The sequence below is a fragment of the Pseudobutyrivibrio sp. 49 genome (assembly GCF_900100545.1).
Lineage (GTDB): Bacteria > Bacillota > Clostridia > Lachnospirales > Lachnospiraceae > Pseudobutyrivibrio.
Window position 1 is genome coordinate 14,607 of sequence record NZ_FNDP01000017.1, and the last position, 17,748, is coordinate 32,354.

At 35.9% G+C, this 17,748-nt stretch carries 16 protein-coding genes and 2 tRNA genes; 9 read left to right on the forward strand and 9 right to left on the reverse strand.

What is annotated here, in order from left to right; all coding sequences use genetic code 11:
- Nucleotides 1-2 precede the first annotated feature (2 nt).
- The 3 genes from BLP54_RS12350 to BLP54_RS12360 all read left to right on the forward strand — a co-directional run bounded on the left by BLP54_RS12350 (nt 3) and on the right by BLP54_RS12360 (nt 3,091).
- The gene (locus BLP54_RS12350; RefSeq protein ID WP_176754553.1) at nt 3-569 is read left to right on the forward strand and encodes an accessory gene regulator B family protein; all 567 of its coding nucleotides are present in this window, start codon (nt 3-5) and stop codon (nt 567-569) included.
- 440 nt (nt 570-1,009) lie between these two features.
- The gene (locus tag BLP54_RS12355; RefSeq protein WP_090170126.1) at nt 1,010-2,044 is read left to right on the forward strand and encodes a hypothetical protein; all 1,035 of its coding nucleotides are present in this window, start codon (nt 1,010-1,012) and stop codon (nt 2,042-2,044) included.
- A gap of 12 nt (nt 2,045-2,056) precedes the next feature.
- Nucleotides 2,057-3,091 (forward strand): hypothetical protein, encoded by a 1,035-nt coding sequence (locus BLP54_RS12360; protein ID WP_090170128.1) that lies wholly within the window; start codon nt 2,057-2,059, stop codon nt 3,089-3,091.
- A gap of 45 nt (nt 3,092-3,136) precedes the next feature.
- On the opposite strand, the gene BLP54_RS12365 is transcribed toward BLP54_RS12360, so the two are convergent.
- Nucleotides 3,137-3,811, reverse strand: a complete 675-nt coding sequence (locus BLP54_RS12365; protein ID WP_090170131.1) for a sigma-70 family RNA polymerase sigma factor — start codon at nt 3,809-3,811, stop codon at nt 3,137-3,139.
- Nucleotides 3,811-4,665: a helix-turn-helix domain-containing protein gene (locus tag BLP54_RS12370; RefSeq protein WP_090170133.1), complete on the reverse strand. Its 855-nt coding sequence runs from the start codon at nt 4,663-4,665 to the stop codon at nt 3,811-3,813. The genes BLP54_RS12365 and BLP54_RS12370 overlap by 1 nt, the downstream gene beginning before the upstream one ends.
- A 359-nt stretch (nt 4,666-5,024) precedes the next feature.
- Between BLP54_RS12370 and BLP54_RS12375 the strand changes: the two genes are divergently transcribed.
- The 5 genes from BLP54_RS12375 (at nt 5,025) to BLP54_RS12395 (ending at nt 10,457) form a co-directional block, all read left to right on the forward strand.
- Nucleotides 5,025-5,378 (forward strand): DUF3847 domain-containing protein, encoded by a 354-nt coding sequence (locus BLP54_RS12375; RefSeq protein WP_051194706.1) that lies wholly within the window; start codon nt 5,025-5,027, stop codon nt 5,376-5,378.
- On the forward strand, nt 5,379-6,866 hold the full coding sequence (mobQ, locus tag BLP54_RS12380) for a MobQ family relaxase (RefSeq protein ID WP_090170138.1): 1,488 nt from the start codon (nt 5,379-5,381) through the stop codon (nt 6,864-6,866).
- 12 nt (nt 6,867-6,878) lie between these two features.
- Nucleotides 6,879-7,496 (forward strand): CHC2 zinc finger domain-containing protein, encoded by a 618-nt coding sequence (locus BLP54_RS12385; RefSeq protein ID WP_090170139.1) that lies wholly within the window; start codon nt 6,879-6,881, stop codon nt 7,494-7,496.
- The gene (locus BLP54_RS12390; RefSeq protein ID WP_242870701.1) at nt 7,456-8,838 is read left to right on the forward strand and encodes a virulence-associated E family protein; all 1,383 of its coding nucleotides are present in this window, start codon (nt 7,456-7,458) and stop codon (nt 8,836-8,838) included. Before BLP54_RS12385 ends, BLP54_RS12390 begins: the two co-directional genes overlap by 41 nt.
- Before the next feature lie 185 nt (nt 8,839-9,023).
- Complete coding sequence (locus BLP54_RS12395; protein WP_090170141.1) at nt 9,024-10,457, forward strand: tyrosine-type recombinase/integrase; 1,434 nt, start codon at nt 9,024-9,026, stop codon at nt 10,455-10,457.
- A 15-nt stretch (nt 10,458-10,472) separates the two neighbouring features.
- Here BLP54_RS12395 and BLP54_RS12400 read toward each other — a convergent pair.
- The 3 genes from BLP54_RS12400 to BLP54_RS12410 form a co-directional block, all read right to left on the reverse strand.
- Nucleotides 10,473-10,545: transfer RNA gene (locus tag BLP54_RS12400), tRNA-Gly, on the reverse strand.
- A 115-nt stretch (nt 10,546-10,660) separates the two neighbouring features.
- Nucleotides 10,661-11,194 carry a hypothetical protein gene (locus tag BLP54_RS12405; RefSeq protein ID WP_090170142.1) on the reverse strand — a complete coding sequence of 178 codons (534 nt, stop codon included), beginning with the start codon at nt 11,192-11,194 and terminating at the stop codon, nt 10,661-10,663.
- A gap of 20 nt (nt 11,195-11,214) precedes the next feature.
- Nucleotides 11,215-12,450, reverse strand: a complete 1,236-nt coding sequence (locus BLP54_RS12410) for a transglutaminase domain-containing protein (RefSeq protein ID WP_090170144.1) — start codon at nt 12,448-12,450, stop codon at nt 11,215-11,217.
- A 180-nt stretch (nt 12,451-12,630) separates the two neighbouring features.
- Between BLP54_RS12410 and BLP54_RS12415 the strand changes: the two genes are divergently transcribed.
- Nucleotides 12,631-12,703, forward strand: a tRNA-Gly gene (locus tag BLP54_RS12415).
- A gap of 129 nt (nt 12,704-12,832) precedes the next feature.
- Here the strand turns inward: BLP54_RS12415 and BLP54_RS12420 are convergent.
- From BLP54_RS12420 to BLP54_RS12435, 4 genes are all read right to left on the reverse strand, one after another.
- Nucleotides 12,833-14,035 carry a tyrosine-type recombinase/integrase gene (locus tag BLP54_RS12420; protein WP_090170146.1) on the reverse strand — a complete coding sequence of 401 codons (1,203 nt, stop codon included), beginning with the start codon at nt 14,033-14,035 and terminating at the stop codon, nt 12,833-12,835.
- Nucleotides 14,036-14,218: 183 nt separating this feature from the next.
- Nucleotides 14,219-15,595, reverse strand: a complete 1,377-nt coding sequence (locus tag BLP54_RS12425; RefSeq protein WP_242870702.1) for a virulence-associated E family protein — start codon at nt 15,593-15,595, stop codon at nt 14,219-14,221.
- Nucleotides 15,552-16,163: a CHC2 zinc finger domain-containing protein gene (locus BLP54_RS12430; protein WP_176754554.1), complete on the reverse strand. Its 612-nt coding sequence runs from the start codon at nt 16,161-16,163 to the stop codon at nt 15,552-15,554. The genes BLP54_RS12425 and BLP54_RS12430 overlap by 44 nt, the downstream gene beginning before the upstream one ends.
- Nucleotides 16,160-17,443, reverse strand: coding sequence for a plasmid recombination protein (locus tag BLP54_RS12435; protein ID WP_090170152.1), 1,284 nt, complete (start codon nt 17,441-17,443; stop codon nt 16,160-16,162). The genes BLP54_RS12430 and BLP54_RS12435 overlap by 4 nt, the downstream gene beginning before the upstream one ends.
- Between the last annotated feature and the right edge of the window lie 305 nt (nt 17,444-17,748).

Below are 17,748 nucleotides of genomic sequence, written 5' to 3' on the forward strand. Positions count from 1 at the left end.
TAGTGGAAAGAATTGCGGGAAAAATAGTAAATTATTTAGTAAAGAAATCATCCACAACCTGTAATCAGGAAGATTTAGACGTATATATTTATGGGGTCGAATGCCTACTAAACGAATTGAACACACTTTTATTGTTGTTTGTCTGGGGTATACTTACAAAAAGCTTATTAGAAATGCTTGTCTGGTTGATTACATTTTCAATATTCAGGCATCACACTGGTGGCTTACATGCAAAATCAAATCTTCGATGCTTTTTCTATACTTGTGGTGTAGGTTTTTTAACAACCTATTTTATAAGAATTCATTTGTTGAATCATATAATATTAATGATATATGGTATATCGCTGTTGCTAGTTTTTATTCTAGCACCTCGCAAAAATGCTAAGAAAATGTTATCAAATAAAGAAGAATGGTGTGAAAAAGTTATTTCTCTATTGCTAGTTTTTTTCGCTTTCATCATTTCGAACATATCTTCTCGTGAAATTTCAATGGCTATCAGCTATGCCATTTGGGGAAATTGCTTTCTACTTATTTTAGATTATTTTATTGAAAAGTATGCCAAGAAGTAGAGTCTATTTATAGGATATTCCCATCATTTATACCATCCCTAAGCTCTGCCAGGGCATTCTTTTCAATTGCTTTAAGATAGTTTTCTGTCAGTCCAGAAACCCGCTAAGAAAGGAGGTTCTGATGCCGTCTTCCGAAAGGGAACCCCTTAGGGAACCCCTATAATAAATTATCTCTCAAAAGAGACTTCTCTTATCGAAGCATAAGGATTAATACATGATATTTTATCAGGTATATTATCGAGATTTATATTATTATCAACGGTTATTCTTGTATATATAGTAAATCTCATATTAAAAAAAGTAGGCCCTACTCGATAGATTGTTATTTTTATAATAATTGTACAATTCATAATTTCTACATAATATTGCCACAAAAATATGTTATTAGTGATAATGCGCGCAACAAAAATTATATTTAGTTTCATAAAAGGAGGAAAACAATGAGAAAAGTGAGAATGATATCCCTGTTAATGTGCCTTTTTCTACTTGGTTCAGTTGCTAATGCAAATGAGCTAGAAACTATAAGTAATGATGAAGATTGTTTGAGTATCGAATTTGAGGATGAGGCTATAGATTCCCTTGAATTAGAAGCAGTTAATGATGCAATTAATGAAGATAATAGCTTATTACCCGAAAACGACTTCGATAATGAATATTTTGACTATACTATTGATGCAGTTCAATCAAATTCCACCTTTGTAGACAACTACGAAGATAATGATACAATGGCAAAAGCTTATGACTATTCTCGAACTGAACCTGTAAGTACCACTATACGAGCAGCGGGTTCGTTATATTCATTAGGAATGCGAACGGGTGGTTTATATTCTGCGTCGGATGAAGATTGGTTTAAAGCAAGATATAGTTCAGGTGATAGAATATTTATAGATCTTAGAAATATAGGAAAAAAGAATATTAACATAGCTTTATATAATAGTAGTGGTTCAGAAATATGGGATTCTAAAAAAATATCTAAATTTAATGGGTGTCCCGAAAAATACTATAACTACTACGTACCTAGCACAGATACGTACTATATTAAGATTTATACCTTAGGTGATTTACCAGAACCTAATTACTATTTTTATTTCGGCCTTAAAGAAAACCAAAAATTTAATTATCGTATACAGATGGAAGCCTCTACAATAACCCCTTCCACAACCATTAGTACAGGAACTACAGATTTTAGAAATTTCTTTCCTAGAAGCGCAAGCGCTATTAATATGACATTGACACCTTATATTATCACTTCTTCAGGATTAGTTCGTTTACAAGAAATGGCTGTTGAGATTAATGGTCAACAATATTCAACTCGTGATGAAGATGGTAGAATACCTATTGGCGGTGCTGATTTATATGGCAGATGTTCATTAGAAGGTAGACTCCAATCTGGAAGATGTGGTATTGCGTCTTGGGCACCTCAAGCGTATGGATCGTTCCGTTGTGATATGGCACCATACCCTGGAAATGAATAGGAGTATGTATTTATGGCTGCAATATATGATGTTAATAGGCAAAGTCTGTGGGTGCATTCTAATTCAGGGCAGGGGAAATTAAATTACACAATTAAAAACGATAAAGCTGTCTTTTGTAATAGTAATGTCGATACTAATGGTTATGATTCTTTAGATGCAACAAGCCGAATATCTTATTACGATATTCAAGATATTGATGTAAGGGCATGTTCATTTGATGATTTTTGTAAAGTTATGCAATTTGCCAAAGATAGCTATAGTTCCTTTTTATATGATAGCGATTTACTTTTGAGTTTTAAAGAAGACTTCTCTGATAGCAAAATGAACGATTTTTATCAGTTTTTTGAGGAGTATAGATTAGAATGTGCTCATAATGGAGATATGAAATTGTATCATAAAATTGTTCCAATAGTACAAGCATGTTACAACATGATTCAAATTACAGATCATGAAATATCATCTGAGTTAACGGAAGATGGATATTTTAAAACAAATATTTTTAACGATGAATGTTGCTTAGGCTGTTATGATTCATATTACTTAGGTGATGAAATATTTGATTTTGGTGGGACATGCTATCGTGTAACAGCTCAATATGATATAGAGTCATCTGACAAAAATCCAGTAATTGATGTTTATCTCACAGACTTCATTTCGGGAGAAAAATTAAAAGGAACCTATATCGTTGATATCAATTCAATTGATTTAAAATGTGCCACCCCATTAGAAGTATTTGCTTATTTAAGTTATAAGGAATCAATAGATGATGCCAACTGGGAATCAACCAATAATATTGATAGCAATTTTAAATTGTTGTTTGATAGTGGTGCATTGAATGTAGATAGTCTGAGCGATTTTACTGATAAAACGTTAAACCTATATACTGCTATTAAGGATACGACAAAGAAATTAACAAATTCACAGCCTTATTTGAATAAGAATATAGATTTTGAGATATATAAAAAGAACTTAACAAAAGAGTATATTGAAAAATGTCTAAAATTATGCGAGAACATTTTAATGGCAATTGATAGTGATGAAAGTTAATATGTATAAAAAAAGCGGGGAGTTCAATCAGAGCTCCCTCCTTTTTTATAAGATTTTACCGTCATTCATTCCATCCCTCAATGTAGCCAAAGCCTGATCTTCAATTATTTTAATGTACTTTTCTGTCAAATGAAAATACGCGGCGGTTTCGCTGATACTTTTGCATTCTAATGCGCCCAAGCCATAGTGATAAGCAAGCAGCCTTCTTTGGCGAGCAGGTAAACGCTTCAATCGATTGTACATCTTCTCAAGCATTACATGAAGAACTGCAAGTCTTGCGGTGGGGTCAAATTCTGCAGAAGGAACTGTTTCTGTGATATGAACATCAAATTCATTGTTAGAATAATCTTCATCCAAGAAAACTAATGACATTCCAGATTCAATGATTCTATTCTCAAATGCTGAGATACCTTTTCTGCACAAGTCTGTCATTGCATTCTTAACAATTGTGTAGGCATAGGTAGAAAACTTTGTGTTATTGGACTCATCATAAGTCTGCGCGGCTCGAAGCATTGCAATTCTACCTTCTTGTATGATATCGTCTTTTTCAATTCCGCCCCAGTGATTTAAATCTAAATCATAGGCAACTTCCATACTACCTGCCAGCCCAACAATAAGAGCTTCATTTTCCATTAGAAGTTGAGTTTCAGCCAATAAATCATTATTCCTTATCAAGCTACAAAGCTTTCTATTGTGTTGGTCTTTATCAATATTTTCCATTACATTTCTTTCCCTATATCCATAAGTGTTGGGGCTATCTGAGATATAGCCGACTCTACACGAGCTTTATTCTCTGGCGAGAGTGAAGATGCTTTCTCTACAGAAGTATTCATTGCTTTAATAATGATTTCCTTCTTTTGTTCTTCTGATAAATCTTTTATATTTGGAATTTTGGCAGCCTCAGATTTCACTGTATCAAGAATGTCGTAATAAATGACTTTCTGTTCCTTTTGATATTCACTAACTTCATCAGTAATCTTATTTTGAATTTCCTTTACAGCCCCCATGAGTTGCCTTTGGATTCTATCAAACTCATAAGTGTTAGCAGGAACCTTTGCATGTTTGAATTGCTTCTTTAAATCCTGGATATCTTTATCATCTTTTGGAAGCTCGCCAGTATTTTGATATTCCAAAATCATATCATAGTTGAAATCCATGAGGGCATTCTGAGCCTTTAACAAGTCAGAAACTGCTCCAGAAAAGTAAGTCGCCATCATCTTAGTTGCCACAGCAAATTTGTTATTTATAAGAAGTTCATTGATAACTCTGGCATCTACTTTTCCTGTATAGAGATTCTTTGCAGCTTCAACACTTAGTCCTAACTCACCAATGTCGTAGTAAGTCTTTTCTGGTGTATTTGAAATTCCAAGAATGTAATCTACTGATACATTGTAAAGTTTGGCTAACTTCAAAAGTACATCACTGTTGATACTCTTTATTTCCCCACGTTCAATTCTTCCATATCTAGAACGATCTACTTCAATCGTATCTGCCAGTTTATTTCTTGAATAGCCGTGTTCCTCTCTAAGTTCTCTTAATCTTTCTTGAAGATTACCTGGTAAACGTTCACTCATCAATACATTTCTCCCTACTAAAAATATCTTTAAAAATCATAGCATAGGTGATGCAAATATGCATCAATATCACCCTCGAAATTCAAATTAGAGCCTAAAAAATGCAGTAACAAAGCAAAACAGAGGTATTGCCATTTTCACTCGTAACATTAAGTAGAAGGATGAAAATCCAAAGTCGAAGTGCCACTCAATCCCTTACTTTTAAGTAAGGGCGCACTTCTATACCTCTTCAAGAGGTATGTGCGTTTTGCCTTCGCAAAAGTCTTCCCGACTTCGTCGATTTTGCGTTCGCTATCGCTCCGGGATTGCAGGCAATCGTGCAAGACACTATTAACAAAAATCTGAAAGGAACCAATATTATGGAAAACAAAGAAACGATTGTAGAGGGCTATACTATTAGCTCCAAACTAACAAAAGCACTATCAGATTATGAAAAAGCTGAGGCTATTCATCAAAAAACGCTAAAGCGTTGTGAACAGCTTGAGCACAAAGTCACTTTACTAGAAAACAGAATTGAATATCAGAAGAAGCAGGAAAGAAAACGAAGAACACACAGGCTATGCACAAGAGCAGGTCACATTGAATCACTTCTTCCTGAAACAAAAGAGCTAACAGATAACCAGTTCATGGCATTCTGTGATGCTCTTTTTTCTTATCCGAAGATGAAGGAACTTGTCAGCAAACTACTAGCCAAAGTAAAGGAGGAAAACTAAATGGCACTTTATCATTTTCATGTATCTCAAGTTAGTCGAGGAAAAGGACAAAGTTGTTTGGCAAGCGATGCATATATTACAGGAACAAGACTCATTGATGACTACTATGGCGATGTCCATGATTACACCAAAAAGCAAGGCGTGCTCTTTACAGAACTTCTACTTCCTGATTATGCGCCAGAAAGATTGCATGACCGTGAAGTATTATTTAATGAACTTGAAGTAATTGAAAAACATCCTAAAGCGCAACTGTGTTACTCCTTTGATTTTTCTCTCCAAAATGAATTGAGTTATGAAGAAAACTTAGAAATTGCCCAAAAATTCATTAAGGAAAATTTCTTATCAAAAGGAATGATTGTAGATTATGCAATTCATAATCCAGATAAACATGGCGGCATCCCAAATCCACATGTTCACATGCTCATTCCCATACGCCCTCTTAATGAAGATGGAACCTGGGGAGAAAAACAAAAGCGAGAATATCTTATTGATGAGAATGGCGAAAGAATTAAAAAGCCAAATGGCAAATATGATTTTAAATCTGTACCGACAACTGACTGGGGAGATCCTGAAACGCTTGATGCCTGGAGGAAAGCTTATGCAGATATCTTTAATAAGGCATTTGAAGAAAAGGGACTTGATTGCAAAATAGACCATCGTTCTTATTCAGCGCAAGGACTTGAGCTACTTCCAACTATTCATGAAGGACCTCAGGTAAGAGCAATGGAAGCAAAGGGGATTAAAACTGAAATCGGTGATGAGAACCGCAGGATAAAGGCTTTTAATGAAATGATTAAAAAGCTATCTACAAACCTTATTGATATATTTGAATGGCTCTCAAATTTCATAAAAGAATGTCATAAGCAAAAAATATACGTTCCATCACTAGGTGAGCTTGTTTCTGATTATTATGACAAGCGCTATATCAATGCATGGAGTAACAAAGCAAAGGTAAAAAATTTAAAAGAAAGAGCTGCTGTGATATTTTTCTTATCCCAAAACAACATTAGCACTTTTGAAGAACTTAAGGATTTTGTTCATGCATCATATGGAAAAGTTAATGAACTTCAGGAGGATATTTCAGAGATTGATAAAAAGATTTCTAAAATCAATGATGCATTTCGCTATCGTCAAATGTTGGCTGAAACAAAACCTATCTATGACAAGCAGTTTTCTTTTCGTTTAAAGAGGAACCAAGAGAAGTATGTGGCTGAACATAGAGATGCACTTGATAAATATCATTTAGCCAAACGAATGCTTGATAATTATTGGTACGGCAGAAAGCCAAACTGGGAAGTTGCAAAAATTAATTTAAGCAATCTTGAGAAATCTAAATCCCAAAAGCAACAACTTTATAAAGACTGCAAGGTAACAGCTAGTGAAGCCTATAAGATAAGAAAGATTGCAGAAGAAATGATTAAAAAGCCTGCGACTAACATTCCGGTTCATCAAGTAACTAAAAAACGCAAATACGAATTAGGTCGATAGGAGGAATAACAATTGAATTATTTTACGGAGATCAAGTCAGCTGTTTCCATTGAGGAAGCCGCTTCTTTTTATGGTATCAACTACAACAATAATAAAATGTGTTGCTGTCTTTTTCATAAGGATAGACACCCTAGTATGAAGCTTAATAAAGATTATTACTACTGCTTCAGCTGTGGAGCACATGGTGATGTAATTAACATTGTCCAACAGCTTTACAACTTAAGTCCTATTGATGCTGCAAAGAAAATCTGCTTAGACTTTAACTTAAATCCCAAGAGCGATAGTTATAGCTATTCATCAATAGTAAAAGAAAAGAAAAAGGAAATTGAACACAAGAAGGAACTTGAAAGAGCATTTGCGAAGAATCGTCGTGATGCTCTTTTTATTTTGCATGAGTATCACGGTCTACTTCTTAAATGGAAAAGAGAACTAGTTCCAGATGATATGAATCTTGATAATGCAAATCCTCTTTTCCTGGAAGCACTCAATAACTTTGACCGTATCGATGCAATGATTGATGAGCTGACCTACGGAACAATGAAAGAACAAATTGACTTTATTAAAACATTTGACAAGGAGGTTTCTAAAATTGAAAAACGAATCACTGAATTTAAGTCCGCAGGATACTAAAGTGCTTGAAGCACTCTTTAAAAGCAACGGATATACACTAATAACAGATACAGATGAATCCGAAGAATGGACATCAAAGCTTGAACAGGATGCTAAAGGGAAAATCAAGCAGACAAATAATAACTGCACCTTAGTGATGGAAAATGATTCTCTTTTGGCAGGTGCTATTAAGAAAAATGAGTTAAGTGGAGGCATCGATATTGTTAAAGATCTTGGTTGGAACAGGAACGGAAAATCTCTTACAGACACAGATATAGATAACATCATCATTTATCTGGAAAGGAACTATGATCTTCACGTAGACAGAATGATAGAACGTGCTATCAGAGTTGTTGCAAATCAGAATTCCTATAACCCAATAAAAGATATGTTAAATGGTCTTAAGTGGGATGGAAAACCAAGACTTGAAAAAGCTCTTAGTCATTTTCTGGGAGTAGAAAAGACACCTATAAACATAGAGGCTTTAAAGCTATTTATGTTTGGCGCAATAGAAAGAGTCTTTAATCCAGGCTGCAAGTTTGAATACATGCTTTGCCTTGTTGGTGGACAGGGAGCAGGAAAATCTACATTCCTTCGTTTTTTAGCAATGTATGATAACTGGTTCTGCGATGATATCAAGCAGCTTAGTGATAAGGAAGTATTTGAAAAACTTCAGGGACATTGGATTATAGAGATGCCTGAGATGACAGCTATTCTACATGCTAAATATGTTGAGGACACTAAGGCATTCCTAAGCAGGCTATCTGACACATATCGAGCTCCATATGATAAGTATGCACAGGACCATCCAAGAATATGTGTATTCGCAGGTTCATCTAACACCATTCAATTTTTACCACCTGACAAATCTGGTAACAGACGATTCATTCCAATAGAAGTTCATATGGAAAAAGCTGAAACTCATATCTTGGAGAATGAAAATGAATCCAGATATTATTTCGCTCAGATGTGGGCTGAAGCCATGGAGATATATAGAAGTGGTAACTACAAGCTTGCATTTACAAAAGAACTTCAAAAGGAGCTTGTAAGGCTTCAGTCAAAATATACACCTGAAGATCCTATGGAAACTGCAATACTAAATTTCATAGAAGAAAATCAGCCTGAATACGTTTGTGCAAAGATGCTATATGTGGAAGCTTTAGGCAATAGCCCGTATTCATCCACAGCGTCATGGGAATCTAAGGCTATAGGCGAAATAATGAATCAGAAATGTCCTGATTATAGGAATATTGCAAGCCATGTATTCAAAGACTATGGCAAGCAGCGAGCCTGGGTTAATACAAAAAAGCCTGATTTTAAACCAATAACTGATGATGAGGAGAAGGAACTACCTTTTAAGTAGACCTCCTCCTTTTTTGTTGCCCTTTTTTCATAGAGCAACAGATAAACGGATAAACAGACAAAACTAAACATTTTGATTTTCATAAACAATGATTCTTTTTTTTGGAAAATCGCTGTTTATGTGTTGCTCGGAGTAGTTAAGCCTTTGTCGGCTTGCTGCTCCTTTTTTTATTTGGAGGAGGATACATGAAGCAAAAAGGAAAAAATATTGAGATTATTAAACTAATGTACAAACTTCAAGCTGATGTAGAGAGCTTGAATTCAGAGATTAATCTAGGTATCATTGATGCAAGCGGTGCTAGAGATGAATTAGAACTATTGAACATTAAACAACAGAGGTTACGTGATCAGCTGGTCTTTTCAAATCATGTAACAAATGATGGACAGCCACGTAACATCAAGCATCACACACCAACCGCAGGTGATCCGAAGGATTACTATATCACCATTATGGCTGATGGTAAGAGGATTAAAGCTGTAAGCTACGATAAGCTTATCGACAAGCTTTACAACTACTATGCCGAAGGCTTGTTGGACTTTTCAGTTAAATCAGTATTTGAAGCTGCTCTCAAAGAAAAGGCAGCTACTGAGAATCCGAAGCCTAGAACTATAGAAAAGAATAAAGGGGATTTCAACAGATTTATCAGTGAAGTCTTTGCCAAAAAAGATATAAGAGCTATTACTGAGATTGATTTGAAGAAATACATCCAGGAATGGGTTACTGAAACACATCCCAAGCAGAAAACTTTTCTTAGTTTCAAGGGCATTCTCAATTTAATCTTTGAATATGCATTTATTCATAAGATAATTGTAGAAAATCCTGTCAGCTACATTAAAAACAGACCTTATATGAAGTCATGCGATACTTCTAAAGCTAAATCTGAAGAAAAGATTTTCTCTCCTGAGGAAATCCAGATGCTAAAGGATGAAGTAAGAAATCGTATTGGCTCAAGTACTAAGCGTTATGGTGATTATTACATCAATGGCTATGCTATGTTATTTGCTATTGAAACTGGTGTTAGAGTTGGTGAATTGTGTGCGCTAAAGTGGGAGGATATCCACGAAAACTATATCCACATTCATGCTCAGCAATTATTTCAAAACGTAGATGGTAAAAAGGAAGTATATTATGCTCCTTACACCAAAAACGAGAAAGGCATATCTGAGGACGGAAGACAGTTTCCACTTACTAATGCTATTGCATCATTACTTGGTGAAATCAAGGAAATGCAAAAGAAACTAGGGATTGAATCAGAATTTATCTTCTGCAATGAAGATGGAAGATGGATTATTGAAGAAGCCTACACATCATTTCTTCGTAGACTATGCCGTTCAAAAGGACTTACCGTAACTAATAACCACGCTTTTCGCATGTCCCTTAATTCAAATGTGTTAATTCCAATGGGAATATCTGTAGCTGATAGAGCTGCTATGTTAGGACATTCAATTGAGACTAACTTGAAGTACTACAGCTATGCACAGAAGGATTATCTAGAAGATGTGAAAGCAAAACTGGATGCGATGGGTACAACACCTCAGGGAACACCTGGGGGTCACCCAAAAATCGTTCCTTTCGCAAAAAAAGAAAGTCCAGAAAGCTTGAATTATCAAGCATTCTAGACTCTCTACTAGTCGAGCGCGAGACGGGACTCGAACCCGCGACCCCCACCTTGGCAAGGTGGTGCTCCACCAACTGAGCCACTCGCGCATAACCTGTCGTTCCTGACGACAATGGTTATTCTATAGGATAAAACGGTATAAGTCAAGGGATTTTCTAAAGTTGCAAAGCTTTAAAAAATCCCTTTGTTTTTCAGAATATTCTATTAGTTTTTAGGACTGTCATATTCGATAGAAATAAGGCTGTCACCATCAAAAATGAAGACGAGCTTTACACCATCTTTTTCGAATTTTAATGAGGTAGCTGATTCTTCTGAAGGCTCACCATAAGCAGCAAGGATATCATCCTTTGAGCTTGCCAAATCGATGCCCTCTTTTGTGGCAACATTGTCTGTTCTGAGTGATACATAAAGAATTAAATCGGTATCACCATCTGGATATGTCTGAATCTGGAAATCATCATATGTGTAAAGATGACCATCTCCCTGTCCAGCACAACTAGGTGATGTAAATTCTTCCTTAGGCTCTCCAAGCTTTTCTAGAATAGGTGCAACATCAGCGTCTACTGGCATATCAATTCCATTGTAAGAAAACACATATCCTGCAGAGCCTGTAGCTTCTGCAGAAGCTGTTGTGCTGTTGCTTCCTTCAATAACCTTTGTGTCAGATGAACCACCACAAGCAACAAACGAAAGTGCCATTACTCCAATCATTCCAAGTGTTAAAAGCTTCTTTTTCATTGTCAATTTTCCTCCGAGTTTTATTGTATAATAGGGTACTTACTTGGATCATAATTATGTGTGTTTTTGTGCGCATTTGAATATGCCCACAAATCTGCATCATGCCAATAGAATATCAAAGTACCATCCAGCTGTAAATTAGGATCATAGTGATACCAGCCCTCACCGATATCAATTAGCAACCAGTAATGCCCTCTTGTATCACGAATCTTTTCGATTTCCATATTTTTGATTCCAAGACGATTCAGTAATACCTCAGCGGTCTTTTGTTTTACGGTGCAATCACCAACATGGTAATACATTCCTTTATATGCTGCAGAATATAAATCATCAATTCCTGCGGACTCTGAATAAGTAATATTATTAACTACCCAGTTGAATACCGCTTTAGCCTGAGCCTTCTGGTCCATCCCGTCCTTAATAATGTCTTCTAGGACAGCATCTGCTAAAGCATTAACATTTTCCTCAGTGGCCTCAGAAATCTTCGCTGAAACTATTTTTACTGTTGTTGATTTCTTAGTCTCATTTCCAGCAGCATCTCTTGCTATATATGTAATATTGTAAACTCCACGTTTATCAGCATTTACTTCACTGCTATCAACCTCAAGTGTAGGATTGTCATCAATATCATCAATAACCTCTATATTCTTCTTGAAAGAAATAGCATCTCCTTGGGCAATTTGTAAGGGCTCAACTCCGTTTATTACAGGCGGAGTAGTGTCTGCAATAACTTTACAAGGAACAGTACAAACGGTCTGATTGCCTGCTTCATCAGTTACAACAATAGCAATGTCGAATTCACCATCTTTAGTGAAATCATATTTCTCTGCAAAATCAATGGTGCAATTAGTTACATCGTTAACACTTTCCACCAAATCAGCAGCAGAAGGCGCCTGTGCATTTACATACATTTCAACAGTATCTTCAGAAAGAGTAACCTCAGGAGCAACTGTATCCTGTACATGAAGAGTAGTTGTGTTTGTCACATTTCCAAAGACTGGCATCTTCCATGCGATTTTTAATTCATAATCACCAGGAACTCTAGGATCAAATTGGGAATCATCCGTAAAGTGAGCACTTGGTTCACTACGCTTCAGGAACTCAGTTACATCACATTCTGACGTGCCAGCCTCCACATAAACTTCGGAGTAAACAAGATCCGACTTCATATTATAGAAGACAATCAATCCAACTCCTGCACCAATGATGGTGATGAGCAGAATTATTACTAATATAATTAAGCTTTTTTTCTTCATTTAGTAATTCCTTTTTCTATATTTAATTATGATAATGCAACCTAAATTCGACCAAAAAACAAGCGGTATTATCATTATCCTAACAAATATTAACATATATCAAAAAAAATATAAATTTCTTCTTGACTTATGCTTAATCTTCCTATAGAATAACCATTGTCGTCAGGAACGACAGGTTATGCGCGAGTGGCTCAGTTGGTGGAGCACCACCTTGCCAAGGTGGGGGTCGCGGGTTCGAGTCCCGTCTCGCGCTCGACTGAAAAGGCTCACAAATGTTGATTTTATCGCATTTGTGAGTTTTTTATTTTGCAAAAACAGGGGTACAATAAGGGTACATTCGTTGTTCTGGGCTTATAGCCCTTATTTTTTTTCTCATTTTTGCTTACCCAAACATCTCATTCCAACTATTAGTATCGATATCACCAAGGCGTGATACTCTCTTATAGTGGTCTGTAGTTGCTGGATCAGCATGTCCCGCCATACGCTGAATGTCAGCTTGTTGCATTCCATTAGCATACATGTTAGTTACCGACCAGAATCTTATCTTGTGGCTAGACATGTAAGGCACATCGGCTCGTTCACATATCCTCATCAAATGATGATTGATAGTGTTTGATACAAGTGGTGCTGCCTTGTAAAGAAATACATACTCTCCAAAAGGATTAGCTCGTCTCTGAGCCTTAAGTATCGATATAGCCTTATCAGATAGTGGCTGCATTCGATTACCTTCTTTGAGACCCGATTTTGTGTGGTCTACACACACGAAGATTTCATGACCTTCTTCATCTTTTCGTCTCACTATTTCCCTATGGATATACATAGTTCTTTTTTCGAAATCCACATCTTCCCATTTCAATGCTCTAATCTCACCAATACGAGTACATGAGCAAAACATCAGGATAATAGCTCTTGCAAACACATCATCCTCAAGCTCAGCTTGTGCAATAATTTTCTCACGTTCCTCATTGGAGTAAACCTTTAGTTCATTGTTCACATCCTTGCAGTGTATATCTCTGGTATTTACAGAACGAGCTGCATTAGTGGAGATATAATCATTATCCACCGCATAGTCGAAAACATGATTCAAAATGGTTTTGGCATTGTTGAGTGTTTTTCTTGAGATTGCTCCGTTTGCACAGATAGTCTTGTAATGGTTCTTGATAGTAGAAACCTTCACATCACCAATGTTCATTGAAGCAAGGGCTGTTCCTTCATAAAATCTAATCCAGTCACTCTTATAGCGTTCATAAGTGAGAATAGACCTATGACCAAGTACAGTATCAATCTTGTATGCTTCAATCCATTGTTCAAAGACCTCTGCAATGGTTCGAATCTTAGTGCCGAAATAATACTCATAAAGAGCTTCTAAAAGCTCAAAGCGAGTCTTCTTGGCAATCTGTGGATTCTTAGTTTTCCAACGTCCATCAGACAATTGGCAAATCTTGTTGTGGTGCACATCTTTTAGTGCATCTTCGTATTTGCGTTCTAGCTTGCATTTCATATCGTCAATAAATGCAGGACTGTCGCCATTCATTGTATAGCTGTTTATCACAGTACGCAATGATTGAATTTCGGCATCAAACATAAGATTCTTCTTGCAACCTCCTTTCTTCTTTATTTTTTGCAACTAAAAAAGCAGCCTCATCAAAGGAAACTGCTCATGTGGAACAAAGAAACAATCAAAAACGAAAAGTTATTTTATTAAATTATTATTTTTAATCTTTGAGAATTTTTGCTGTTTATTTGTTCCACCTTGATTTGTATTCTATTAAATAAAAGGCAAATCATCAGTATCTTCGACAGGTGAAAACTCTGGTTCCTTAATTCTTACCCAAGCACGTTGCTTTCCATAACCTTTAAATCTATGGGAACCAATTCTTCTATATTCATCCTTAAATGAATTAGTTATGATTTCACCTATCACAGTGCCATTCCACTTTTTATAGTCCTCAATTCGATATCCTAATGCTTCAACAAATAACATCTCAGCGCATATATACTCAGGCCATTTATCTTCAATGTAGTTCACAATGGCACTTTCCATTGGATCATCTGGCAAGTATTGTTCTTGCTCAGCATAGAGGATTTCTTGCATCTCCTTTGACAAGGTAAGTGAAAATCCGCCTTTACGATATATTTCCATTGTCTCTGCCCAAAGTTGGTTGAAATATGCTCTAGATTCTTTTTCATTATCTAATATATGAACTTCAGCTTTTTCTGCGTTCACCTTGATGGGAAGAAATCGTCTATTTCCAGATTTATCATCCGGAAGAAATTCAATCCTATTTGAGGTGCCAGCAAAAACACATTGCCTTTTGTGATCACCTGAATATTTATCATAGGGAATACGATAGTTGTCATACTGCCTACTTATAAAGGACTTTGTTTCCTCTACAAACTTTGTTTTAAGTAGTGCAACCATTTCAGGTATTTCTATTATCCAGTGACCATTTAGATGTTCATAGATATCTTTATCACTTAGTTTTTTCAAATCATCTGTAAACCAAGAATCATCCATAGCAAGAAATCTAAGGAAAGTAGATTTGCCTGCGCCTTGTCCACCAACAAGACAAAGCATGTATTCAAATTTACAGCCTGGATTAAAGACTCTTGAAATAGCACCAAGCATAAACAACTTTAGTGATTCTATAGCAAGTGGAGTTGGTTCAACACCAAGATATTTTGTTAGTACCTTGGAAAGTCTTTCCTGCCCATCCCACTTGAGAGAGTTCAACCAATCCCTTATTGGATGATATGAATTTTCAGCAGCTACGACTTTAACAGCCCTTTCAATATACTTGTCATTTTTCAGGCCGTAGTTTATTTCAAGGTGGGTGATAATGTTATCAAGGTCATTATCTGAAAAAGCTTTTGAAAAACGTTTCCAAGGCATTTTCTTTACAATGTCTCTGCCACTTGTAAACTCGTTAAATCGAATAGCACCTTTTAGAAGCTCATCTTCTCGTAAAACCAATTGGCAGTTTTCATTGCTTTGAACCACATTACCTTTTGAATCACGGCTTAAACGTTCTAAAAGCGGTGTCTCATCATCAAGATAATTATCCAATTCTCCCGCATCTTTTAATTCTTTTAATAGAGCTTTAGTCTCTGGTGTTATTGAGTTCATTGACTCTGTTTTTAACACGAGCAATCACCTCCTTGTAAGTATTCATAAAATCTAGTTGTTCATTTAATGTCGTATTTTCCAATTCCTCAATCATCACATCAATCATGTCTAGATTGTGCAAAGCCTCTTCAAATAGAGGATTACAGTTTTCTAATTCTTCTGGTGTATGAGGAGCATAGTCTCGTTTTGCACAGTGAAGAATGTAGTAATACTCATGCAAATAATTAAGAGCATCTCGCTTATAAAGCTGAAATGCTCTTAGTTCCTCTTGCTCTGTATTTGGTTTTTTAGCTTTATCATCGGGCTTATAGGGGGCTTTTATATCAATAGGAAGATTAAAGTCTGCTATAAGCTTTTTGGTGGCATCAAGTGGTGATAGTCCAAACATCTGTTGAACAAAATTGATAACATCACCATCAGCTCCACATCCAAAACAGTGAAATCGATTATCTACTTTCATGCTTGGATGCCTATCATTATGAAATGGACATTGGCACATTCCATTCCTAGAAACTTTTATCCCATAAAAAGAAGCTGCATCTCTTGTAGACACAGCTTCCTTTACACCTTTAAATATATTTGTCATCGTTCCACCTCGCATTCTTTATGCTTCTTTGTTTTGGTGAGATTTCTTTGTTCAACCAGAAGATGATTCTTTTTGAGAATTTCCATTGTACTAGGACGAGCCTTTTCTTTGATTTGATTAATAAGTTTTGATTTCTTTTCAGGATTCATTAAAGCATCTTTAATTCTTGTAATTACCTTAGAACCAATTTGCTGGATATAATCACCTAAAGAATCAAAATGTTTAACCAATGTTTTCTTAACGAGCTTTGGTTCTTTACATTGATTCGATTCAATCCAGTTTTTGTACTTACTAATCATAGCCATATCTTCATTTCTGGCTTTATCAGCAATTTCTTCTACAAGCACATCGCAAGCTTTATCGTATACAGAACATGTAACTTCGTGAAGAAGTCCTTCAACATCTTCAATCTTAAGTTCTAGCTTTTCATTCATCGCTAGAAGCCTTTCGTTTTCTGCTTTCGCATTTTCATATAGAAGATTTAGCTTCTGAAATTTCGACTGCAGCTCTTCATAATTGGCATTTAGCTTTTTGATAATATATTCCTTTTTCTCCAGATATTGCACACCACCATAGATAGGTTCAACTTCAATTTCAATTCCATGTTTGTGACAAATCTCTATAAAGAGTTTTCTGCACTCAGCATCATATGACATCTTTCGATTATTAAACTTTCCAGACTTTTTTGATGGATCAGGAAGTTCAAATCCCATTTCTTTTAATGCTTGTTCTTGCTTAGGTTGACGTTCTCCATATTGATTGATTACATCAAAAACATGACGCTCATGAATGTGTGGAGTTCCTTCATCAAGATGCAGCGCCCAGTTCAAAATGTGAACATGCTCACCATATCGTTCTTGAATTGTTGAGAAAAACTCAGCTGTAATTTTCAGCAGTTCTCCAAATTCAACAGTGCCATCAATATTTCCAATTTGATAAACTGTTTCTTCTGGACAAGTCAGTTTATTATTTCTGATATCATCCATTGTTCTGCATCTTTCTTTATGTCTACTTTCTAAGTGACGAGCATTTTGTCCTTCTAAATAATCTTTGTAAACCAAGTCGTAGAAGTTTTCTTCTACCTCAGTGAATGAATGCCAGTTATCACCTCTGTCCTTATGTTGAGTTGCAACTCTATCCACGCAATTCCAATAAACGTTGTAAGGAGTCATTGTTGGATCAATGTTATCTGCTTTATCTAAATCAAATTCTCTATCATTATGCTTTGGATTGTAGACTCCATTTTTTCCAAATCGACCATTGTGACGTGAAGCTCTCATAAAATGTTTTTTCTCCTCCTTGTTAAGATTTTTTCAAGCGAGGGAGTAACCGTCCTCAAAGCCGTAAGTGGCGATTGTGACAAGTAATACCCAGTATAGTATGTCGCACACAACATACTACTGGGTGGGGATTCTCCCTCAACCCTACAAAGGAGCGCTGCTCCCTTGACCTACGTTTATGAAAATGCGTGCACTCATTTTCATAAATGCAAAGGCTTGCAGCCTCTGCACACTGCACCAGAGCAAAGAGATAATGATTATTATTGAAATGAATAATCATCATTTCTTTGTTCTGGATTTATTGA